Source organism: Allobosea sp. MMO-172 (genome assembly GCF_037147855.1).
Classification (GTDB): domain Bacteria; phylum Pseudomonadota; class Alphaproteobacteria; order Rhizobiales; family Beijerinckiaceae; genus Allobosea.
In genome coordinates, this window is sequence record NZ_JBBCUM010000002.1 from 395,496 (window position 1) to 417,310 (window position 21,815).

The 21,815-nt window shown below is 66.7% G+C and carries 20 protein-coding genes; 12 read left to right on the plus strand and 8 right to left on the minus strand.

The window, feature by feature from the left end; all coding sequences use genetic code 11:
- Nucleotides 1-56: 56 nt before the first annotated feature.
- The gene (locus WFK61_RS05065; protein ID WP_336810434.1) at nucleotides 57-1,091 is read left to right on the plus strand and encodes a GSCFA domain-containing protein; all 1,035 of its coding nucleotides are present in this window, start codon (nucleotides 57-59) and stop codon (nucleotides 1,089-1,091) included.
- A 16-nt stretch (nucleotides 1,092-1,107) separates the two neighbouring features.
- Here the strand turns inward: WFK61_RS05065 and WFK61_RS05070 are convergent, their stop codons facing one another.
- Entirely contained in the window at nucleotides 1,108-1,800 is a 693-nt protein-coding gene (locus WFK61_RS05070; protein WP_336810435.1) for a TetR/AcrR family transcriptional regulator, read from the minus strand.
- Between the two features lie 107 nt (nucleotides 1,801-1,907).
- Between WFK61_RS05070 and WFK61_RS05075 the strand changes: the two genes are divergently transcribed.
- Genes WFK61_RS05075 through WFK61_RS05100 form a run of 6 tightly spaced genes read left to right on the plus strand, consistent with a single transcriptional unit; the run spans nucleotide 1,908 to nucleotide 8,214 of the window.
- Entirely contained in the window at nucleotides 1,908-3,008 is a 1,101-nt protein-coding gene (locus WFK61_RS05075; RefSeq protein WP_336810436.1) for an ABC transporter ATP-binding protein, read from the plus strand.
- Nucleotides 3,009-3,047: 39 nt separating this feature from the next.
- Entirely contained in the window at nucleotides 3,048-4,094 is a 1,047-nt protein-coding gene (locus WFK61_RS05080) for an ABC transporter substrate-binding protein (protein WP_336810437.1), read from the plus strand.
- Between the two features lie 28 nt (nucleotides 4,095-4,122).
- Nucleotides 4,123-4,959: an ABC transporter permease gene (locus WFK61_RS05085; protein ID WP_336810438.1), complete on the plus strand. Its 837-nt coding sequence runs from the start codon at nucleotides 4,123-4,125 to the stop codon at nucleotides 4,957-4,959.
- Nucleotides 4,956-5,765 (plus strand): ABC transporter permease, encoded by an 810-nt coding sequence (locus tag WFK61_RS05090; protein ID WP_336810439.1) that lies wholly within the window; start codon nucleotides 4,956-4,958, stop codon nucleotides 5,763-5,765. Before WFK61_RS05085 ends, WFK61_RS05090 begins: the two co-directional genes overlap by 4 nt.
- A complete protein-coding gene (locus tag WFK61_RS05095) occupies nucleotides 5,758-7,374 on the plus strand; it encodes a class I adenylate-forming enzyme family protein (RefSeq protein ID WP_336810440.1) in 1,617 nt (538 codons plus the stop codon). The genes WFK61_RS05090 and WFK61_RS05095 overlap by 8 nt, the downstream gene beginning before the upstream one ends.
- 42 nt (nucleotides 7,375-7,416) lie before the next feature.
- Nucleotides 7,417-8,214 (plus strand): enoyl-CoA hydratase/isomerase family protein, encoded by a 798-nt coding sequence (locus WFK61_RS05100; RefSeq protein ID WP_336810441.1) that lies wholly within the window; start codon nucleotides 7,417-7,419, stop codon nucleotides 8,212-8,214.
- A gap of 15 nt (nucleotides 8,215-8,229) precedes the next feature.
- Here WFK61_RS05100 and WFK61_RS05105 read toward each other — a convergent pair whose 3' ends face one another.
- A complete protein-coding gene (locus tag WFK61_RS05105) occupies nucleotides 8,230-9,555 on the minus strand; it encodes an MFS transporter (protein WP_336810442.1) in 1,326 nt (441 codons plus the stop codon).
- Nucleotides 9,556-9,739: 184 nt separating this feature from the next.
- On the opposite strand from WFK61_RS05105, the gene cyoA reads away from it, so the two are divergent.
- From cyoA to WFK61_RS05130, 5 genes are read left to right on the plus strand one after another with little or no spacing between them, the layout of a single operon-like run.
- On the plus strand, nucleotides 9,740-10,822 hold the full coding sequence (gene cyoA, locus WFK61_RS05110; protein ID WP_336810443.1) for a ubiquinol oxidase subunit II: 1,083 nt from the start codon (nucleotides 9,740-9,742) through the stop codon (nucleotides 10,820-10,822).
- An 11-nt stretch (nucleotides 10,823-10,833) separates the two neighbouring features.
- Nucleotides 10,834-12,834 carry a cytochrome o ubiquinol oxidase subunit I gene (gene cyoB / locus WFK61_RS05115; RefSeq protein WP_336810444.1) on the plus strand — a complete coding sequence of 667 codons (2,001 nt, stop codon included), beginning with the start codon at nucleotides 10,834-10,836 and terminating at the stop codon, nucleotides 12,832-12,834.
- Between the two features lie 9 nt (nucleotides 12,835-12,843).
- Nucleotides 12,844-13,476: a cytochrome o ubiquinol oxidase subunit III gene (gene cyoC / locus WFK61_RS05120; RefSeq protein ID WP_336810445.1), complete on the plus strand. Its 633-nt coding sequence runs from the start codon at nucleotides 12,844-12,846 to the stop codon at nucleotides 13,474-13,476.
- Entirely contained in the window at nucleotides 13,473-13,844 is a 372-nt protein-coding gene (gene cyoD / locus WFK61_RS05125; protein ID WP_336810446.1) for a cytochrome o ubiquinol oxidase subunit IV, read from the plus strand. The genes cyoC and cyoD overlap by 4 nt, the downstream gene beginning before the upstream one ends.
- 10 nt (nucleotides 13,845-13,854) lie before the next feature.
- Nucleotides 13,855-14,595 carry an SURF1 family protein gene (locus tag WFK61_RS05130; protein WP_336810447.1) on the plus strand — a complete coding sequence of 247 codons (741 nt, stop codon included), beginning with the start codon at nucleotides 13,855-13,857 and terminating at the stop codon, nucleotides 14,593-14,595.
- 106 nt (nucleotides 14,596-14,701) lie between these two features.
- Here WFK61_RS05130 and WFK61_RS05135 read toward each other — a convergent pair whose 3' ends face one another.
- From WFK61_RS05135 to WFK61_RS05160, 6 genes are all read right to left on the minus strand, one after another.
- Nucleotides 14,702-15,700, minus strand: a complete 999-nt coding sequence (locus WFK61_RS05135; protein WP_336810448.1) for an extracellular solute-binding protein — start codon at nucleotides 15,698-15,700, stop codon at nucleotides 14,702-14,704.
- An 80-nt stretch (nucleotides 15,701-15,780) separates the two neighbouring features.
- Nucleotides 15,781-17,421, minus strand: coding sequence for an ABC transporter permease (locus WFK61_RS05140; protein WP_336810449.1), 1,641 nt, complete (start codon nucleotides 17,419-17,421; stop codon nucleotides 15,781-15,783).
- Nucleotides 17,418-18,476: an ABC transporter ATP-binding protein gene (locus WFK61_RS05145; protein ID WP_336810450.1), complete on the minus strand. Its 1,059-nt coding sequence runs from the start codon at nucleotides 18,474-18,476 to the stop codon at nucleotides 17,418-17,420. Before WFK61_RS05145 ends, WFK61_RS05140 begins: the two co-directional genes overlap by 4 nt.
- 68 nt (nucleotides 18,477-18,544) lie before the next feature.
- Nucleotides 18,545-19,339, minus strand: a complete 795-nt coding sequence (locus WFK61_RS05150; RefSeq protein WP_336810451.1) for an inositol monophosphatase family protein — start codon at nucleotides 19,337-19,339, stop codon at nucleotides 18,545-18,547.
- 161 nt (nucleotides 19,340-19,500) lie between these two features.
- Nucleotides 19,501-20,502, minus strand: a complete 1,002-nt coding sequence (locus tag WFK61_RS05155) for a 4-hydroxyproline epimerase (RefSeq protein WP_336810452.1) — start codon at nucleotides 20,500-20,502, stop codon at nucleotides 19,501-19,503.
- A 12-nt stretch (nucleotides 20,503-20,514) separates the two neighbouring features.
- Entirely contained in the window at nucleotides 20,515-21,756 is a 1,242-nt protein-coding gene (locus WFK61_RS05160; RefSeq protein WP_336810453.1) for an NAD(P)/FAD-dependent oxidoreductase, read from the minus strand.
- Nucleotides 21,757-21,815: the final 59 nt, after the last annotated feature.

Genomic DNA, 21,815 nt, shown 5'->3' on the forward strand with positions numbered 1-21,815 from the left:
AGCCCGGCATGGCGAAGGCCTTCCAGCTATCGGCTTCCACGAACCAGGAGACGATCATGAAGATCGAATACGATGCAGGCACGGCCCTCTCGATCATGCGCGGCAACCCCGTGCGCGGCTGGACCTCGGGCAAGCCCGAGAAGATGGCCAAGGAGCGCCTGACAACGGGCGATTACGTCGCGGTGGAGCACAAGTCGAAGTTCAGGCTCGATCCGTCCGAGCCGATCTTCACCATGGGTTCCTGCTTCGCGCGCGAGGTCGAGAACATCCTGATGACGCGTGGCCTGCCGCTGCTGCTCGAAGGCCATGGCGTGCCGGCCGAGCATTTCGAGAGCTGGAACGAGGAGAGCGGGCGCGGCGGCGGCGCCGACCGCGGCCAGCTCAGCCGAGGCGCGCTGAACAAGTACTCGGTGCGCTCGATGACCCATGAGATCAAGCGTGTCCTGCTCGGCGAGAGCTACCCGGACGAGGGTCTGGTCGAGCTTGCGCCCGGGCAATGGTTCGATCCGCAGGCCAGCGGCCTGAGGCTGCTCGATCGCGAGACGGCGCTCGCCAACCGCCAGCGTCTCACCGCCGCGACGGCGCAGATCAGGCAGGCGCGCGTCTGCTTCTTCACGCTCGGCCTGACCGAGACCTGGCTCGATGCGCAGACCGGCATCGCCATGAACGCCCATCCCGGCCCGGTCTGGCTGCAACGCATGCCGGAGCGCTTCCGCTTCGTCGATTACGGCTATGACGCGACGCTGGCCGACATGCTCGACATCATCGGGCTGATCCGCGAGCACTGCCATCCGGAGATGCGCTTCGTCGTCACGGTCTCGCCGGTGCCCTTCGGCGCGACCTTCAAGGACGCTGATGTCATCGTCGCCAACAGCGCTTCGAAATCGGTGCTGCGGGCGGTGGCGGAGGAATTGTTCCGCCGCTTCGACTTCGTCGACTACTTCCCGAGCTACGAGATCGTGCTCAACTCGCCGCGCGCGCTCGCCTTCCAGGACGACCAGCTCCATGTCGCGCGCGAGATGGTCGGGCATGTGATGGAGACGTTCCAGAGCGCCTATCTCGCGCCGCAGGAACAGCCGCAGGCGGCCTGAGCGCGCGACGCTGCGGTCAGGGATCGCGGCCGAGCAGGGAACGGTGCCAGCTGAGCGAGAGCGTCCCGGCGAATTCGTCATCGCCGAGGCCGATGGCGAGGCCGCGGGCGAAGACCTCGTGCAGGAGCTTGTCGACCATGGCGATGCAGCCCAGCGCCGTCGCAAGGCGCTGGGGGATCGGCTGCGCGGCCAATGACGGTTGTTCGCGCTCGGCTGCTCGCAGGATGCGATGGGCCAGCGCGAGATTGGCTTTCAGCCCGATCGCGGCGAACTCGTCGAGTTCGTCGGCAAGCTGCCCCTGGCAGCGCATCAGGCCGATATTCCGGCGATAGAGGTCGATATAGTAGAGGTGGCCGATGACGAGGCGCTCATAGAAGCTCTGGCCGGGCTGGCGCTGGGGCCGATGGGCACGGATCGCTTCCATGAAGGCGGTCAGCACGTCATGGGCGACGCCGCGCTTGTCCTTCCAGTGCAGATAGAATGTGCCGTGGGCGAAATCGGCGCGCTTGCAGATATCGGCGACCTTGAGGCCGCCGAAGCCTGCATCCTGGATCAGCTCCGCCGCTGCGATCATCAGCTTTCGGCGGGTCATCTCCGAACGAGACAGTTTCGGCGCGGTTTCCAATTCGGCCCGCATCGCTTCCGGCAGGCTGAAGCCTGAGGTTGCGCCATGCGCCGCGCCTGAACCAGCGGCTGCGCTGGCGGCCATTCTGGCCGCTTCGATGGCCTCGTGAGCCTGCTTTGCGGATGGATGGCCGCTTGACACGTCTCGTCTCCGATTCACATACTGACATTGATATCAGTTTCAGGATCGTGATGCACCCATCTCTAGCACATCGCGGCGCGAAAGGGTTGCAGGCCTCCTCGGGCGGGGCGCCGATCTCCTTTGCCGGGATCACGAAGCGCTATGGGCCGGTCGAGGTGCTCCGGGAATTCTCGCTGGATATCGTGGGCGGGGAGTTCGTCACCTTCCTCGGCCCGTCGGGCTCCGGCAAGACGACGGCGCTCAACATCCTCGCCGGCTTCATCGAGCCCAGCGCCGGGGACGTACTGATCGACGGTGTCTCGATCACCCGCTTGCCGACCGAGAAGCGCAATGTCGGCATGGTCTTCCAGAGCTATTCGCTGTTCCCGCATATGGATGTCCGCGACAATGTCGCCTTCCCGCTGCGGATGCGGGGGGTGCCGAAGGCCGAGCGCCATGCGCGGGCCGAGCAGGCGCTGGCGATGGTCCGGCTCGCCGGCTACGGCGGGCGCAAGCCGCATGAATTGTCTGGTGGCCAGCGCCAGCGCGTCGCCTGCGCTCGCGCCATCGTGTTCGAGCCGCGCGTGCTGCTGATGGACGAGCCGCTCGGCGCGCTTGATCTCAAGCTGCGCGAGGCAATGCAGGACGAGATCAAGGAGGTGCAGCGCCGCATCGGCTGCACGGTGATCTATGTCACGCATGATCAGGGCGAGGCGCTCGCCATGTCCGACCGGATCGTGGTGATGAGCGAGGGGCGGATCGAGCAGATCGGCACGCCGGCCGCGGTCTATGACAGCCCGAGCAACGCCTTCGTCGCGCAATTCGTCGGCGAGACGAATTTCCTGCCCGCCGAGCTGGCCGGGGGGCGGCTCGCCTTCGCGGGGGCCGATGCACCGGCGCCTGCCCGCCTGCCGGAAGGCTGGCGCGGGCGGGTGGCGTTGCGACCGGAGCATTTCACGCGGGTTCTTGAGGCCGGGGCTACGCCTGCGCTGGCTGGGCGGATCGGCGATGTCGCCTTCCATGGCGGCAGTTACCGCTATGTCGTCGAGACCGAGCAGGCCGGGCGCGTGATCGTGCAGGAGCAGCGCCGCCATGGTGGCGACGGCCCCGTTGCCGGCGCGCCGGTGACGCTCGGGTTCAGCCTTGAAAGGGCAGCGTTCCTCGACGGCTGACGATCGATTCCACGACATAACAAGGGGAGGGAACGAACGATGACCGCAGTGACGAGACGTGACATGGGCCGCCTGGCGCTGGGCGGCGCGGCGCTCACCGCATGGGGCACGAGTGCCCGCGCGCAGGCCGTGACGATCACCGTCAACGGCTCGGGCGGCAGCCTCGCCAAGTCGCTGGAGCGGATCTACGAGAAGCCTTTCACCGCCGAAACCGGGGTCGGCGTCCGCGCCACGGCGCCCGTCTCGCTGGCCAAGCTCAAGGCGATGGTCGAAACCGGCAACATGGAATGGGACCTGACCGAGATGGGCGGGGCCGACATGATCGAGGCCGTGAAGAACAACTGGCTGACCGAGGTCGACTGGTCGATCGTCGATCCCGATAACAAGCTGCCGGCGATCGCCCGCCAGAAATACGGCATGGTCACCTCGACATTCTCGACCGTGATCGCCTATCGCACCGACAAGTTCGGCGGCAAGGCGCCGAAATCCTGGGCCGATTTCTGGGATGTGAAGAGTTTTCCGGGGCCGCGCGCGCTGCAGGATTCGCCGGTGCAGAACCTCGAATTCGCCCTGCTGGCCGACGGCGTGCCGGCCGACAAGCTCTATCCGCTCGATGTCGAGCGCGCCTTCAAGAAGCTCGACCAGATCAAGCGCCATGTCGCGGCCTGGTGGACGACCGGCGCCCAGCAGGTCCAGCTGCTCGTCGATGGCGAGGCGGTGATGGGCACGGTCTGGAACGGGCGCGTGCCGCCGCTCAAGAAGGAGGGCAAGCCGGTCGACATCGTCTGGAACGGCGGGGCGCTGCAGCTCTCCTACTGGGCGGTGCCGAAAGGCGCCAAGCACCCGAAAGAGGCGATGCGCTACATGAAGACGCGCCTCGATCCCGACAAGGGCGTGCAGCTCCTGCAGGATTCGCCCTATCCCGGCTTCGCGCCCGGCCTGATCGAGAAGGTCGACCCGGAACTCGCGAAAATCCTGCCGATCCATCCGGACAATGTCGCGGTCCAGTATTCGTTCAACCCGGAATACTGGAGCGAACACCGGCCGAAACTGACCGAGCGCTGGGCCGCCTGGCTGCTGAGCTGAAGCGAGGTGCTGGCCGGAGGCAGGTAACGTGCTCAGGAAGTCGATGGTGGCGCCGCTTCTGGCCGCGCCGCTCCTGCTGCTCTTCGCGATCTTCTTCGTGGTCCCGTTCGTCGAGATCATGCGGATCTCGTTTTCGGGCAAGGGTGGGGCATCGGCCGGCGTCAGCTGGCTGATGTCCTCGCCGGTCTTCGCGGTGGTCTTCCTGAACACGCTGAAGCTTGCGCTGAGCGTGACATTGATCTGCCTCGTCCTCGGCTATCCCGCAGCCTGTTTCATCGCCGGCGAGCCGGCCTCGCGGCGCGGCATCTATCTCGCGCTGGTGCTATTGCCGTTCTGGACCAGTGTGCTCGTGCGCACCTACACATGGTCGCTGGTGCTCGGGCGCGAGGGGCTGCTGAATGCCTCGCTGATCTGGCTCGGGATCGCCTCCGAGCCGCAGCGCTTCATGTTCACGCCGCTCGCCGTGCATCTCGGCATGGTGCAGATCCTGCTGCCGGTCGCGATCCTGACCCTGGTCGGCGTGATGACCGAGCTCGATGCGGGGTTGGTCCGGGCCGCGCGCGTGCTTGGCGCCTCGCCCTGGCGCGCCTTCTGGCATGTCTACCTGCCGATGACGAAGCCCGGCATCGTCGCTGCGGCGATGCTGCTCTTCATTCTTTCGCTCGGCTTCTACATCACCCCGGCGCTGCTCGGCGGGCCGCGCCACCGCACCATCGCCAACCTGATCGACCTGCAGGTCCACCAGATGAACGACTGGACGGCGGCCTCCGCCATGGCGCTCGTGCTGCTGGCGACGACGATTGCCGCGGTCGCGCTGCTGCGCTGGCTGGTGCCGGAGCGCAATCTCTACGGAGGTGCGCGATGAGCCCTCGTGTCGTCCGCATCGCGCTCGCCCTCTGGTTCTGCGCGGTCGTCTTCTTCCTGCTGTTCCCGCTGGTCTTCCTGATCCCGCTCTCCTTCAACGAGTCGGAGATCCTGAGCTTCCCGCCGAGCGCCTGGTCGCTGCGCTGGTACCGCGTGCTCTTCACCGATGCGTCCTGGAGCGGGGCGCTCTGGCTCAGCGTCAAAATCGGGGTGCTGGTGACGATCCTGTCGGTCGCCATCGGGACGGCCAGCGCACTGGCGATCGTGCGCCATCGCCTGCCGGGCGCCGGGTTGCTCTACGGGCTCGCGATCGCGCCATTGATCGTGCCCGGTATCGTGATCGCGCTCGGCATGTTCATGCTGTTCGCGCGGCTGAAATGGCTGGAGAGCCTGACCACGCTCGTTCTCGCGCATACGGTCGTCGCCGTGCCCTATGTCATCGTCGTGGTCAGCGCGGCCCTGCGCAATCTCGACGAGACGATCGAGCGCGCTGCCCGCGTGCTCGGCGCCGGCCCATGGCGGAGCTTCCTCTTGGTGACGCTGCCGGCGCTCAGGCCTGCGATCCTGGCCGGGGCGATGTTCGCTTTCTTCGCCTCCTTCGACGATCTGATCATCACGCTCTTCGTCTCCGGGGCGATCGAGACCCTGCCGCTCCGGATCTGGAACGACCTCAATCTCAGGCTCGACCCGACGGTCGCCGCCGCCGCCTGCGTGATGGTGGCGATGTCGATGATCGGGCTCGGCATCGCGGAAATCGCACGCAGCGCCGGCTTGCGCCGGCTCAGGACGGAACAGGCCGATGGATAGGGAATTGCACGAAGCCGCGGATTTGCGCGCGCTGATCGAAGCTGAACCATTCCCGCGCAATCTCGCGGCCTTCATCGACGGCTGTGCGAACGAGATGGGCGATGCCCCGGCGGCGAATTTCTTCGAGGCCGGCATCGTCCTGAGCTATCGTGAGCTTGCCGAGAAGACGCGCTCGCTCGCGGCGGGGCTGGCGGCGCGCGGCATCGGCTTCGGCGACCGTGTCGGCGTGATGCTGCCGAACATCCCGGCCTTCCCGCTGACCTGGCTGGCGCTGGCGCGGATCGGCGCGATCATGGTGCCGGTCAATGTCCGCTATACCCCGCGCGAAGTCGCCTATGTGCTGACCGATAGCGGCGCCGGGACGATCGTGATCGAGGCCGGCGTGCTCGCCGAGATCGCGGAGGCGCCCGAGGTCAGGGATCTCGCCGCTTTTGCCAAGCCGATCGTCGTCGGTGGTGCGGGCGATTGGGAAAAGCTGGCCGCGACCCCAGCGGCGGATTTCGTGCCGGCGCGGGAGCCGGAGCTCGATGACCTCATCAACATCCAGTACACCTCGGGCACGACCGGCTTTCCCAAGGGCTGCATGCTCAGTCACCGCTACTGGCTGACGCTGGGCCGGGTCGCGGCGATGCGCGCCAACGGTATCGTCAAGCATGTCATCGCGGCCCAGCCCTTCTACTACATGGACCCGCAATGGCTGCTGCTGATGGCGATGCGCCTGAAGGGCACGCTCTTCGTCGCGGCCAAGGCCTCGGGGACCAATTTCCTCGACTGGGTCCGGCGCTACGGTATCGAATACTGCATCTTCCCGCAGATCGTCCTGAAGCAGGCGCCGCGACCGGATGATCGCGATATCCCGCTGAAGATGGTTTCGGTCTTCGGCCTGCGGAAGAATATGCATGCCGAGCTGGAGGCGCGCTTCAACGTGGTGGCGCGCGAGAGCTTCGGCATGACCGAGGTGGGTTCGGCGCTGTTCACGCCCTATGGCGCGACTTCGATGGTCGGCTCGGGCACCTGCGGCATCGCCTCACCCTTTCGGGAGGCGAGCGTTCGCGACGAGGACGGCAACGAGGTTCCTGCCGGCGAGATCGGCGAATTGTGGATTCGCGGCCCCGGCATCCTGCAGGGCTACTGGAACAAGCCCGAAGCCAATGCCGACAGCTTCCGCGAGGGCGGCTGGTTCCGCACTGGCGACCTGTTCCGGCGCGACGAGCGCGGCTTCCACTATATCGTCGGGCGGATCAAGGACATGATCCGCCGCTCGGGCGAGAACATCGCGGCGCGCGAGGTCGAGGCGGTGATGCTCGGCTGGCAGGATATCCTGGAGGCTGCCGCCATTCCGGTCCCCGATATTGACCGGGGGCAGGAGGTGAAGGCCTGCATCGTGCTGAAGCCGGGCGTCGCAGCCGACGCCTTCGATGTCGACGGCTTCTTCGCGCATTGCAGCGCGCATCTCGCGCCGTTCAAGGTGCCGCGCTTCCTCGAACTCCGCGCGAGCCTGCCGAAAACCCCGTCCGAGAAGGTCGCCAAGCACGTCATCGTCGCCGAGCGCGAGGACCTGCGCGCCGGCGCCTATGACCGCCTGTCCCGCGGCTGGCTCGCCGGCTGAACCGCTTCCGTTTCGAGATATCCGCGCCGAAGGAGAACCGCCTTGCCGCTTCGCTACGAGAAGGATGGCGACATCGCCGTCTTCACCATCGAGAACGGGTCGGTGAATCCGACCAACCCGATGATCCACAAGGAGCTCTTCCTCGCGCTCAAGGACTTCCTGGCGGATACCTCGATACGCTGCGGCATCCTGACCGGGGCCGGCGAGCGCGGCTTCTGCGCCGGGGACGACATCAAGACCCCTTACAAGCGCGGCACCACCTCGCGTGACGAACTCGCCGATCATCTCTGGCCGCATAATGGCGAGGGCGAGACGCCGCATGACTTCTCCTGGTCGCGCGACGTTCTGGCGCTTGAGCGCTTCAAGCCGATCATCGGTGCGGTCAACGGCTGGTGCCTGGGGCAGGGCATGATCTACCTGCTCTCGCTGACCGATATCCGGATCGCCTCGACCAACGCCAAGTTCGGTTTCCCCGAGGTGGCCTATGGCATGGGCGGGGCGGGCGGCACCTCGCGGCTCGGCCTGCAGCTGCCGCATACGGTCGCGATGTGGATGCTTTTGACCGGCGAGCCGATGGAGGCCGAGGAGGCCCTGTCGCATCGTCTGGTCAATAGGGTCGTCGCGCCCGACGCCCTGATGGCGACGGCCCGCGAGGTCGCCGGCAAGATCGCGCGCCATCCGCCGGAGGCGGTGCGTGTCGAGATGGAGGCCTATTACCGGGGCCGCGAACTCTCTCGCGCCGATGCGCTGGCTTTCACCAAGCATCTCTACCGGGTGCAGCGCATGGGCCTGCGCGAGGAGCCGGTCCAGCCGGACCGTTTCCTCTACCGGCAGGGCTGAGGCCGGGGAAGCGCGCTATTCGTAGCGTGCTTCCAGCCGCCGGTCGATCCACAGAGCCGCCAGCGTGCAGAGCGCGCCGGAGAGCAGGTAGAGCCCGACCCAGGCGAGGCCGAAGGCGCTCGACAGCGTCAGCGCCACCAGCGGAGCGAAGCCGGCTCCGATCAGCCAGGCGAGGTCGGAGGTCAGGGCCGCGCCGGTATAGCGGTATTGCGGCTTGAAGCTGGAGGCGACCGCGCCGGCGGTCTGGCCATAGGCAAGGCCGAGCAGGCCGAAGCCGACGATGACATAGATCGTCTGGCCGGCGAGGCTGTCGCCGAAGAGCAGCGGCGCGACGATGCTGGACAGGCTGAACAGCGCGATCATGCCGCCCGAGAGCAGCAGCGTGTTGCGGCGGCCGATCTGGTCGGCAATCAGGCCGGAGGTCACGACCGCGCCGGCACCGACCACGGCGCCCGCGCTCTGCACCAGCAGGAATTCCGAGACCGAGCGATTGGTGAAGAGATTGATCCAGCTGACCGGGAAGATCGTGACGAGGTGGAAGAGCGCGAAGCTCGCCAGCGGCACGAAGGCGCCGAGGATGATCGTGCGGCCATGGGCGCGGACGAGCTCGACCACCGGGACCGGCATCAATTCGCGGGTCTGCATCAATTCGGCGAATTCGGGGGTCGCGACCATGCGCAGGCGGGCGAAGAGCGCGACGACATTGATCGTCAGCGCGACGAAGGAGGGGTAGCGCCAGCCCCAGCTCAGGAAATCCTCCTTGGACAGCGCGCCCTCGAAATAGGCGAAGAGACCGGCGGCGAGGATGAAGCCGAAGGGCGCGCCGAGCTGCGGCAGCATGGCGTACCAGCCGCGGCGGTTCGGCGGAGCGTTGAGGGCGAGCAGTGAGGACAGGCCGTCCCAGGCGCCGCCGAGCGCGATGCCCTGCAGCAGGCGGAAGCCGGCGAGGATGACGATCGACCAGATGCCGAGCGTCGCATAGCCCGGCAGGAAGGCGATCGCCGCCGTCGAGCCGCCGAGCAGGAAGAGCGCGGCGGTGAGCTTGGTCCCGCGGCCGTAGCGGCGGTCGATCGCAAAGAACAGCACCGAGCCGATCGGGCGGGTGACAAAGGCCAGCGCGAAGATGCCGAACGCATAGAGCGTGCCGGTCAGCCGGTCGGCGAAGGGGAAGACCAGTTCGGGGAAGACCAGCACGCAGCCCAGCCCGAAGACGAAGAAGTCGAAATATTCCGAGGTTCGCCCGATGATGACGCCGAGCGCGATATCGGCCGGCGCCACATGGCCGTGGCCGCGCACTTCCGTCTTGTGCCTCGATGAACGGCTCGCCGCGTCAGCGCTCATGACCGCGAATTCCTCTTTGGCGGGCCGGCCGTCAGAACCGGACTTGCCCGCACCTCATGCAAATGGATACGGTGGATAGAAGCCACCCGTCAAACCATCGCAATGGGACAGATTGTCCGATGTGCAGTGCGGGAGAATGGGAATAGAGAACGGCAGTTCCCGGATCAGGGAGGTCTCGAGTCTCTTGAGAATCTTTCGAATTCTACCGATTTTGCCGTTGTTCGCGCTGCTCGGCGGCTGCCAGATGGTGCTGCTCGGCCCATCCGGCGATGTTGCGCTGCAGCAGCGAAACCTCCTGTTCGCCTCGACCGCGCTGATGCTGCTGGTCATCGTGCCAGTGATGGCGCTGACGATCTTCTTCGCCTGGCGCTACCGCGCCTCGGCCAAGGCGAGCTACGATCCGGACTGGAACCATTCGCTGCCGCTGGAGGTGGTGATCTGGTCGGTGCCGCTGCTGATCATCGTCATCCTGGGCGCCATGACCTGGATGGGCACGCATCTGCTCGACCCCTATCGCCCGCTCAACCGGATCAGCGCCGGCAAGCCGGTGGTCGAGGCGAAGGCCGGCGGAAACGGCGTTCGCAAGGAGCCGCTCGTCATCCAGGTCGTCGCGCTCGACTGGAAATGGCTGTTCCTCTACCCGGCGCAGGGCATCGCCTCGCTCAACGAGGTCGTGGCGCCGGTCGACCAGCCGATCGAGTTCCGCATCACCTCGTCTTCGGTGATGAACTCGCTCTTCATCCCCGCGCTGGCCGGCCAGATCTACGCGATGCCGGGCATGCAGACCAAGCTCAACGCCGTGATCAACCATGCCGGCGAGTTCGAGGGCTTCTCGGCCAATTACAGCGGCGCCGGCTTCTCCGACATGCGCTTCCGCTTCCGCGGCGTCGACGACAAGGGCTTCGGCGACTGGGTGCAGGGCGCGATCCGCAACGGCAGCACGCTCGGGCGCGAGGAATATCTCGTGCTGGAGCGGCCGAGCGAGCGCGAGGCCGTCCGCTATTTCCGCGACATCCCGTCCGATCTCTTCAGCGCCGTCCTCAACATGTGCGTCGACCGGGCCAAGATGTGCACGCGCGACATGATGGCGCTGGACGCCAGGGGCGGGGGCGGCAAGGAGGGCATCCATATCGTCGCGCAGCTCGAATACGACAAGAGCGTGCGCCGGGGCGGGCAGCCGATGCCGCCGCGTCCGTTCGTGACGGCGATCTGCACGCCGACCGATGTCTACGGCACCGCGGGCGTCACCGCCCGCGCCGCCAACTAGGCGAGTGAGCGATGACCTCCTATCCCGACTGGTGGAAGCTGATCTTCGGCCGCTTCACCCTTGAAGCGATCCCCTATCACGAGCCGATCCTGATCGGGACCTTCGCGGCCGTCCTCCTCGGCGGCCTCGCGCTCGTCGCGCTGGTCACCCGCTACAAGCTCTGGGGCTATCTCTGGCACGAGTGGTTCACCAGCGTGGACCATAAGAAGATCGGGATCATGTACATGATCCTCGGCGTCATCATGCTGCTGCGCGGCTTCGCCGATGCGCTGATGATGCGCGGCCAGCAGGCGATCGCGTTCGCCGGCAACGAGGGCTATCTGCCGCCGCACCATTACGACCAGATCTTCACGGCGCATGGCGTGATCATGATCTTCTTCGTGGCGATGCCCTTCGTCACCGGCCTGATGAACTATGTCGTGCCGCTGCAGATCGGCGCTCGCGACGTCGCCTTCCCCTTCCTCAACAATTTCTCGTTCTGGATGACGGTCGGCGGCGCCGTGCTGGTGATGGCCTCGCTCTTCGTCGGTGAATTCGCCAAGGTCGGCTGGCTCGCCTATCCGCCGCTCTCGGGGGCCGCCTACTCGCCCGGGGTGGGCATGGACTACTACCTATGGGCCCTGCAGATCGCGGGCGTGGGCACCACCCTGTCCGGCGTGAACCTGATCGCGACCATCGTGAAGATGCGCGCGCCCGGCATGGACATGATGAAGATGCCGGTCTTCACCTGGACGTCGCTGTGCACCAACGTGCTGATCGTCGCGACCTTCCCGATCCTGGCGGCGACCCTCGCGCTGCTGACGCTCGACCGCTATGTCGGCACGAACTTCTTCACGAACGATCTCGGCGGCAACCCGATGATGTACGTGAACCTGATCTGGATCTGGGGCCACCCGGAGGTCTACATCCTGATCTTGCCGATCTTCGGGGTGTATTCGGAGGTGGCCTCGACCTTCTGCGGCAAGCGCCTCTTCGGCTATGCCTCGATGGTCTATGCGACGGTGGTCATCACCATCCTGTCCTATCTCGTCTGGCTGCACCATTTCTTCACGATGGGCTCGGGCGCCAGCGTCAACTCGTTCTTCGGCATCACGACGATGATCATCTCGATCCCGACGGGCGCGAAGATCTTCAACTGGCTGTTCACGATGTACCGCGGCCGCATCCGCTTCGAGCTGCCGATGCTGTGGCTGCTTGCCTTTATGATCACCTTCGTCATCGGCGGCATGACCGGCGTGATGCTGGCGGTGCCGCCGGCCGATTTCATCCTGCACAACAGCCTGTTCCTGATCGCCCATTTCCACAACGTCATCATCGGCGGCGTGGTCTTCGGCGTCTTCGCCGGCATTGCCTACTGGTTCCCCAAGGCCTTCGGCTTCAAGCTCGACAAGTTCTGGGGCCTGCTCTCGTTCTGGTTCTGGGTGATCGGCTTCTATGTCGCCTTCATGCCGCTCTACATTCTCGGCCTGATGGGCGTGACGCGGCGCCTGAGCCGCTTCGAGGACCCCTCCCTGCAGATCTGGTTCGTGATCGCGGCTGTCGGCGCCGTGCTGATCGCGTTCGGCATCCTCTGCTTCATCATCCAGATCGCCGTCAGCATCATCCGGCGCGAGCAGCTCCGCGACACGACCGGCGACCCGTGGGACGGGCGCACGCTGGAATGGTCGACCTCCTCGCCGCCGCCGGCCTACAATTTCGCGTTCACGCCGATCGTGCATGATCTCGATGCCTGGGCCGACATGAAGAAGCGCGGCTACCAGCGCCCGCTCGGCGGCTTCAAGCCGATCCACATGCCCCGGAACACGGGGGCGGGCGTGATCATCGCCGGGCTCGCCACGATCTGCGGCTTCGCGCTGATCTGGTACATCTGGTGGCTGGCGGCGCTGACCTTCGTCGGCGTGGTTGCCACCGCGATCGCCCATAGCTTCAACTACGACCGGGATTTCCACATTCCGGCGGAAGCAGTCCTGCGCGAAGAGGATTCGCGCAGCCAGCTGCTCGGCAAGGCCTGAGGGGCGGTGATGGCCAAGGCGAAAGCACAGGCACAAGCCGCGAGCGTTCCGGCGTTCTACGTGACCGAGGACGAGCACGAGCATTCCGGCGGCTCGACCATGCTCGGCTTCTGGCTCTATCTGATGAGCGACTGCCTGATTTTCGCAGTCCTCTTCGCGACCTATGGCGTGCTCGGGCGCAACTATGCGGCCGGGCCGTCGGGCGCCGACCTGTTCGATCTCAGGCTGGTCGCGATCAACACGGCGATGCTGCTGTTCTCCTCGATCACCTACGGCTTCGCCATGCTGGCCATGGACAAGGGCAAGCAGGCGCTGATGCAGCGCTGGCTGCTCATCACCGGGCTCTTCGGCCTCGCCTTCCTGGCGATCGAGCTCTACGAGTTCGCGCATCTCATCCGTGAGGGTGCGACGCCGATGCGCAGCGCCTTCCTGTCCTCCTTCTTCACGCTGGTGGGCACGCATGGCCTGCACGTCACCTTCGGCCTGATCTGGCTGACGGTGCTGATGGTGCAGGTCTCGAAGCGCGGGCTGATCGAGGCCAACCGGCGGCGCCTTTTGTGCCTCTCGATGTTCTGGCACTTCCTCGACGTCATCTGGATCGGCGTCTTCACCTTCGTCTATCTGATGGGCGTGCTGAAATGAGCGGTTCCCAGAATCACGCCGAAGCTCACGGAGCACATGGCGACGACCATGCCCCGCATGGCAGCCTGCGCGGCTATGTCACCGGCTTCCTGCTCTCGGTCATCCTGACCGCGATCCCGTTTTGGCTCGTCATGAACGACGTGCTGGGCAATGCGACGCTGACGGCGATCGTGATCATGGCCTTCGCCGCCGTGCAGATCGTCGTGCACATGGTCTATTTCCTGCACATGAACGGCCGCTCCGAGGGCGGCTGGAACATGATGGGCCTGATCTTCACCATCGTCATCGTGGTGATCGTGCTCGCCGGCTCGCTATGGGTGATGTACCACCTCAACACCAACATGATGCCGGACATGCACCGCATGTAAGGTCGGGGCGATGCCGGTGGAAGCGGGCGGGCGCAAGCGAGGCGGCTTTGCCCGGTTCGCTTTTGCAACAGCACTTGGTCTGTTCGTCCTCGTTTTCGCCGGGCTCGGCATCTGGCAGATCGAGCGCCGCAGCTGGAAGCTCGACCTGATCGCCCGCGTCGAGGCGCGGATTCATGCTGCGCCCGTCGCGGCGCCGGGATCGGCGGAATGGTCGAGGATCAGCGCAGCCACCGACGAATACCGCCGCGTCGTGCTGCAGGGCCGTTATCTCGATGCCCCGGAAACGCTGACCATGGCGGTGACCGAGCGCGGGCCGGGCTTTTGGGTTCTGGCGCCGTTCCGCAGCGATGACGGCTTCACCGTACTGGTCAATCGCGGCTTCGTGCCGGAGGGCCGACGTGGACCAGATGAGCGGCGGACGACAGGCAGGGGCGACACGAAGGTGGTCGGCCTGCTGCGGCTGAGCGAGCCCGGCGGCGGCTTTCTGCGCAGCAACGATCCCGCTGCCGGGCGCTGGTATTCGCGGGATGTCGCTGCGATCGCCTCAGCGCGCGGGGTGGGAGAGGTCGCGCCCTATTTCGTCGATGCCGACGCGGCCGCCGAACCCGGCCCGCTGCCGCAAGGCGGGATGACCCAGGTCAGCTTCCGCAACACGCATCTGATCTATGCGCTGACATGGTTCTGCCTCGCGCTGATGAGCGCGGGTGCCGCGATCTTCCTGATCCGCCGGGGAGGCGAGGAAGCGCCGTGAGAGAGCTTCAACCGGGCCGCTTCCTCAAACGAAATCAGGCGCCCGGAGGCGCCTGAGAACTGTTGAGGTACCGTCCCGCCTCGGACCTGCCGAAGCGGCGCTCCGTTTACTTCGTGGCGGTGCCGTAGGACTGCCAGCGCTTGAGGAACTCGTCGCGCTTGGCGGCGGCCTCGTCCTCGTCGATGGCGAAGACCTTGACGCTTTCCATCGCCGGCAGTTCGACATGCTTGGAGACGTCGATATCGCTGCGGCTCGGCCGGCGGAAGGCGTTCTCCAGCAGGGCGATCTGCGCTTCCTTCGACAGCATCAGGTCATAGGCCGCCTTGGCGGCGGCGCCGGCCGGCGCGCCCTTGACCAGAACCTGGAATTCCGGCGTCGAGAAGGTGCCTTCGGCCGGATAGAGCAGCGAGATCTCGCGCTGGCCGCCGGCGACATAGGCATAGGCGTTCGACTCGAAAGTCAGGCCCATGGCGAATTCGCCCTGGCCGACGGCGCGCAGCACCGTCGAGGCGGCGCTGGAGACGGTCAGGTTCGCGGCGAGCGCCTTCAGGCCATCCGGGCCCATCAGCTTGTCGACGCCCCAGAGAATGGTGAAGGCGGTCGAGCTGTTGGCGGGGTCGGCGATGATGATCTTGCCCTTGAAGGCGGGATCGATCAGGTCCTTCCAGGTCTTCGGCGCCGGCTTCCCGCCGAGCTGGTTCTTGTTGATCATCGCCACGACGAGATGGACGTTCGAGGCGGTCCAGAGGTTCTCCGGGTGGCGCAGCGCAGCCGGAATGGCGGACGCGGCCGGGGAGGCATAGGATTCGAAGAGCTGCTTGAAGGCGCCCAGCGTATTGGCGCTGGAGCTCCAGAAGATGTCGGCCTGGGGCTTGGCGGCCTCGGCCTCGATGCGGCGCAGCAGCTGGCCCGAGCCGCCGGTGATCGTGCTGATCTTCAGGTTGGGCTGCTTCTCCTTGGCGACGCCGAGCACGGCATCGACGGACTGCGCGTTGTTGGAGGTGTAGAGCACGACGGTGCCCGAGGCGCTCTGGGCGAATGCCGGCGCGGCGGCCATGCCGGCGAGGCCGGCGAGCACGGTGCGGCGGTCGATCAGGTGGGTCATGGTCGTTCCTTTCATTCCGCCTTCCCCTCTGAGCGCGGGCGGCAGGCGGTGCCGGCCCGGCCTTGTCTGGTTCGGTTCGTTCAGCTCTTCGACGAGAACAGGTCGATCTTGAAGACGCGGGTCGCGACGATGATCGGGATCAGGATCACCGCGACCAGCACGAGGCCATAGGCCGAGGCCGGGGCCATCAGGTTGGAGTCGATCAGCTTGTAGATCTGGATCGGCATGGTCTCGCGCCCGCCGGAATAGACGATGATCGAGGCCGAGAGCTCGGCGACGGTGGTCGTCCAGGTCAGCACCGCGGCGGCGGCGACGGCCGGCAGCATCAACGGCAGCACGACCTTGAAGAAGGTCGAGACGGGGGGCACACCGAGGCTGATCGAGGCCTCCTCGATCGAGTTCGGGATGTTGTAGAGCGTCGAGGACGAGTTGCGGATGCCGAAGGGCAAACGACGCACGACATAGGCGAGCACGATGATGCTGGCCGTGCCGGTGAGCGGCAGGAAGCCGGTGTTGAAGGACATGATCAGGCCGATGCCGATGATCGTGCCGGACAGCGCCAGCGGCAGCGCCGTCAGATAGTCGAGCGCGGGCGTCAGGATGTTGCGCTTCTTGACGATGAGGTAGCTGACGATGGCGCTGAAGGTGATGCCGATCGCGGTCGCGGCGGCCGAGTAGAGCAAGGTGTTGATCACCGGATCGGGCGCGATCTTCACGAGGCGCTCGACATGGGCCGTGGTCCATTCGCCCCAGCGCATGACCGGGCCGCGCGAGACGGTGAAGGCGCCGATCACGATCGAGCCCAGCGGCAGCAGCGAGACGATGACGAGGAGCCCGGCCGAGAGCCCGATGAAGAGGCCGGGCAGGCCGCGCAGCTTCTCGGCGCGGGCGCCGCGGCCTTGCGTGACCTCGTGGCGGCCGCGCGAGACGATCCAGCGCTGGACGAAGAGCACGATCATGACCAGCGCGATCGATACGGTGGCGAGCGTCGACTGCATCACCGGGTCGGAGCCGCCCTCGGCGACGGCGGCCTGATAGGTCAGGACCGAGAGCAGCGGCACGCGGCTGCCGAGGATGGTCGCGGTGGCGAAATTGCCGACGACCAGCGTAAAGACCAGCAGCGCGCTCGCCAGCACGGAGGGCAGAACCACCGGCAGCATGACGTTGAGGCGCGAGCGGGCTGGCGAGGTGCCGAGGCTTTGGGCGGCCTCCTCGAGCTGGACGTCGAAGCCGCGTATGGCGGCGAGCGTGCCGATATAGATGTAGGTGTAATAGGTGAAGGTCATCACCGTGATCAGGCCGGGCCAGCCATAGAAGCTCGGCATGTCGATGCCATGCCCGCCGAGCCAGCGCGTGATGAAGCCGTTATTGCCGAGCATCATCAGCCAGGTCTGGGCGGCGATGACCTCGGGGATGACAAGCGTGATCAGCGGGAGCACCGCGACGATGCCCTTGCCGGGGAAGTCGAAGCGCGCGGTGAAATAGGCGAGGGGGACGCCGATCAGCGTCGTGGTCAGCGTCACCGCGACGCCGAGCACGATGGTGTTGACGATGGCGGCGAAATATTTGGGGTCGCCGGCGAGCGTCACCCAGCCGTTGCGGCCACCGCTGCCGATGGAGCCGGTCAGGACGTTGAGCAGGGGATAGAGCAGGAAGACGGCCAGGATCACCAGCGCCAGCGCGGAGAACCAGAACCAGATCGAGCTGAACTGGCGGGTCATGACGCGAGCACCAGCGTGCGGGCGGGGTCGAAGCCGAGGCCGACGGTCGCGCCGGGCTCGAAGCGGTCATGCGCGCCGCTCTGCAGATCGACCGCCAGCACGCGGCCGCTGTCGAGCGCGACCTTGTAGCTGGTCTTGCCGCCGAGATACTGGCGATGCGCGATCCGGCCGGGCAGCGTGCCGGCCGTTCCGGGCTCGGCCAGCAGGATATCCTCGGGGCGGGCGACCAGCGTCGCCTTGCCGGCGGCCAGCGCCGCCGGGGCGCGGGCGGTGATGGTGGCGCCGTCGAGTGCGAGCGGACCGGTCTCGCCGGCCTGGCGAGCCGCGGTCTCGACCGCGACGATGTTGGCGCCGCCGACGAAATCCGCGACATAGCCGGTGCGCGGCTCGCGATAGATCTGGGCGGGGGTGCCGACCTGTTCGAGGCGGCCCTGGTTCATCACGCCGATCCGGTCGGACATGGCGAGCGCCTCTTCCCGATCATGGGTGACGAAGACCGTGGTGATCTTCGCCTCGCGCTGGAGCTCGACGATGGTCTCGCGCACCTGGAGGCGCAGCTTGGCGTCGAGATTGGAGAGCGGCTCGTCCATCAGCAGCACCTTCGGCTGGATGACGAGGGCACGGGCGAGCGCGACGCGCTGGCGCTGGCCGCCGGAGAGTGCGGCCGGATGGCGGCTACCCAGATGGCCGAGGCCGACGCGTTCCAGTGCCGCCTGGACCTTGGGCTTGATCGCGCTTTCCGCCAGCTTGCGGGCGCGCAGGCCATAGGCGACGTTGTCGAAGACCGTCTTGTCCGGGAAGAGCGCGTAATCCTGGAAGCACATGCCGATATCGCGCTTGTGCGGCGGCAGATGCGTCACCTCCGTGCCACCGAAGCGCATATGGCCGCGCTCGGCCGGGACGAAGCCGGCGATGGTGCGCAGGAGCGTGGTCTTGCCGCAGCCGGAGGGGCCGAGCAGCGTGAAGAACGAGCCGGGCTCGATCGTCAGCGCGAGCCCGTCGATCACGCGCTGCCCGCCATAGGCGACGGCCAGATCCTCGATCGCGATACCCATGGCGTTCCCCTCTAACTGGAAGCTCCGGCGGATCGGCGCCGTCTCGGAGCGAAGATTCGGTGTTCGGCTCAGCGCTTCATCGTGGTCCCGACGAGGCGCAGCATGTCGCGGTGGCGGGCGGGATCGCCGGCCGCCATGATGCGCTTGCCTGTCTCGCGGGTGATCGGCTGCCCTTCCCAATCGGTGATGACGCCGCCGGCGCCCTCGATGATCGGGCGGAAGGGGGCGAAATCCCAGAGTTTCAGCCGCGTGTCGAAGGCGGCATCGGTGCGCCCGCCGGCGAGCAGGCCAAAGCTCATGCAGGCGCCGCCCCAGATGCGCCAGGCGGTCGCGGCGCGCATGGCGTCGAGCGCCGGGGTCTCTTCCTCGTCGAAGAAATCGGGATTGCTGGCCGACAGGATGGCTTCGCCGAGCGCGCCGCAGGCGCGGGTGCGGCAGGGGCGGCCGTTATGCGTGGTCGGGCGGCCCTTGACGCCCACCCAGCGGTCGCCGGTGATCGGGTGGTCGATGATCCCGAGGATCGGCTCGCCTTCCTTCATCAATGCGATCAGCGAGCCGTAGACAGGCAGGCCGGCGATGAAGGCGGCAGTGCCGTCGATCGGATCGAGCACCCAGACCAGATCGGCGTCGCCATCGGTGGGAGCCTCCTCCTCACCGATGATGCCGTGGCTGGGAAAGTAGTCGGCGAGCAATTCGCGCTGCCGGCGCTCGATACGAGCGTCGAGCGCGGTGACGAAGCTGCGATCCGGCTTGATCTCGACATCGGGCCGTACGGCCGCCGCCTCGCGTAATATGGCGCCGCTCTCCTGCGCGAGCAGGGTGGCGAAGCCAAGCCAGACATCTTCCTCTGCCGTGGAGTGCATCAGGGTCTCGTCATCGGGTCTGAACGGTCGTCAGAATGTCATAATGCAAGAAAAATACAACAAGTATTTTTGTTAGCCGCATACTCAATAATGCGCAGATCGGCGCGGCCGGCAATGGGGCGCGCCGGCCCGCGGGCGCTAGCGTGCTGGCGGAGGCGGTGTCAGGTGACGACGAAGCCGTGGGCGAAGGGGTCGCGGTCGTCGATGAAGATGGTGTTGTAGCCGGTCATCCGGGCCCAGCCGGCGATCGAGGGGATGATCGCCGGGCGATTGGCGACGGTCACGGCAGCCTCGACGCGGCCCTTGAACAGCGAACCGATGATCGATTCATGCACGAACTCGTCGCCGACGGCGAGCTTCCCCTTGGCGGCGAGCTGGGCCATGCGGGCCGAGGTGCCGGTGCCGCAGGGCGAGCGGTCGATCGCCTTGTCGCCGTAGAACACGGCGTTGCGGGCATGAGCCTCCGGCTTCGTCGCCTTGCCGGTCCACTGGATGTGGCTGAGCCCCTTGATCTCGGGGTGCTCGGGATGAACGAACTCGTACTTGGCGTTCAGCGCCGCGCGCAGCTTCGGCGACCAGCCGATCAGCTCGCCGGCGGTATGGTCGGCCATGTCCCGGAAGTTTTTCTGCGGCTCGACGATGGCGTAGAAATTGCCGCCATAGGCGACGTCGACGACGATCTCGCCGAGGCCCTCGACCTCGGCCGTCAGGCCCTCGGCATAGAGGAAGCCGGGCACATTGGTCAGGCGGACCTCCTCGACGAAGCGGCCCTCCTGGCGGTAGCTGATATCGACCTTGCCGGCGGGCGCGTCGATCGAGAGCTTGCCCGGCTCGCGCGGGGTGATCAGCCCGTTTTCGATCCCCATGGTGATGGTGCCGATGGTGCCGTGGCCGCACATCGGCAGGCAGCCGGAGGTCTCGATGAAGAGCACGGCGACGTCGCAGTCGGGGCGGGTCGGCGGGTAGAGGATCGAGCCCGACATCATGTCATGGCCGCGCGGCTCGAACATCAGTCCGGTGCGGATCCAGTCGAACTCGCGCAGGAAATGCGCGCGCTTCTCCAGCATGGTGTTGCCTTCGAGCCGTGGGCCGCCGCCGGAGACGAGGCGCACCGGATTGCCGCAGGTATGGCCGTCGATGCAGGAGAAGGTGTGGCTGGCCATGGTTGGCGTCCCTCAGAAGCGCTGCGGCGAGAACGAAGCGATATCGATGGCCGGCGGCCGATCGGTCAAGAGATCGGCGACCAGCCGGGCGGTGCCAGCCGATTGCGTCAGGCCGAGATGGCCGTGGCCGAAGGCGTAGACCACGCGCGGCGTGGCGCGGGCGCGGCCGATCGCCGGCAGGCTGTCCGGCAGCGAGGGGCGGAAGCCCATCCACTGCACGCCGTCATCGGGCCTGAGGCCGGGCAGGAAGGCGCGGGCCTTGGCCAGCATCGCCTCCGAGCGGCGGAAATTCGGGGGCAGGTCGAGCCCGCCCAGTTCGACGGCGCCGCCGACGCGGATGCCGATCGAGAGCCGGCTGACGACGAAGCCGTGGCCGCCGAAGGTGACCTGCGTCCTCAGGTCGAAAGCATCGGGCGGCAAGGTGGTGTTGTAGCCGCGCTCGGTCTCGAGCGGGATGCGCTCGCCGAGGCTCTTCGCAATGCGATGCGAGAAGGCGCCGGCCGCAAGGACCACTTGCGCGGCCTGGCGCGAGCGGCCATCGCGGACATGGACCGCGATGCCGTCGCCAAACGGCTGCAGGCTTTCGACCTCGAGCCGTTCGATGATGCCGCCGCGGGTGCGGAAATGATCGGCCAGCGCCAGCGTATAGCCCTGCGGATCGGCGATCGAGTACCAGCCCGGCGTGAAGGTGCCGTGGGTGAAGCGCGTGGCGAGTCCGGGCTGGATCGCCGCCATGCCGTCGGCGTCGAGATGCCGGAAGGCGATGCCGTGTTCCTCGCGGGCCTGCCAGCCGGGTAGCGAAGCCTCAAGCTCGGCCTTGCTCTCGTAGACCTGGAGATTGCCGTCCTTGCGCAGCATGCCGAAGGTGCCGGTCTGCTGCAGGAAGGGCTCCAGCTCCGCCTTGGACAGATCCATCAGGGCGGTCTGCGCCGCCGTGGAATGCGCGACGCGGGCCGGCGAGCAGGCCCGCCAGAAGCGGAACATCCACGGCGCGATCCTGAGCGCATAGGCCGGCGGCACCGAAAGCGGCCCGAGCGGGTCGAGCAGCCATTTCGGCGCCTTGCGCAGGATGCCGGGCGAGGCCAGCGGCAGGATATCGGTGAAGGCGAAGGCACCGGCATTGCCGGCGGAGGCGCCCGCGGCCGGCCCGGTCTTGTCCAGCACGACGACCGAGAGGCCGCGCCCCTGCGCCGCGATCGCGGCCGAGAGGCCGACCACGCCGGCGCCTATGACGATGACATCGGGATGGGCCATCTGCGGGTGCGTTTCACGAATGCGGGCCGAAGAGTAGCCCCGGCCGGACAGCGGCCCGG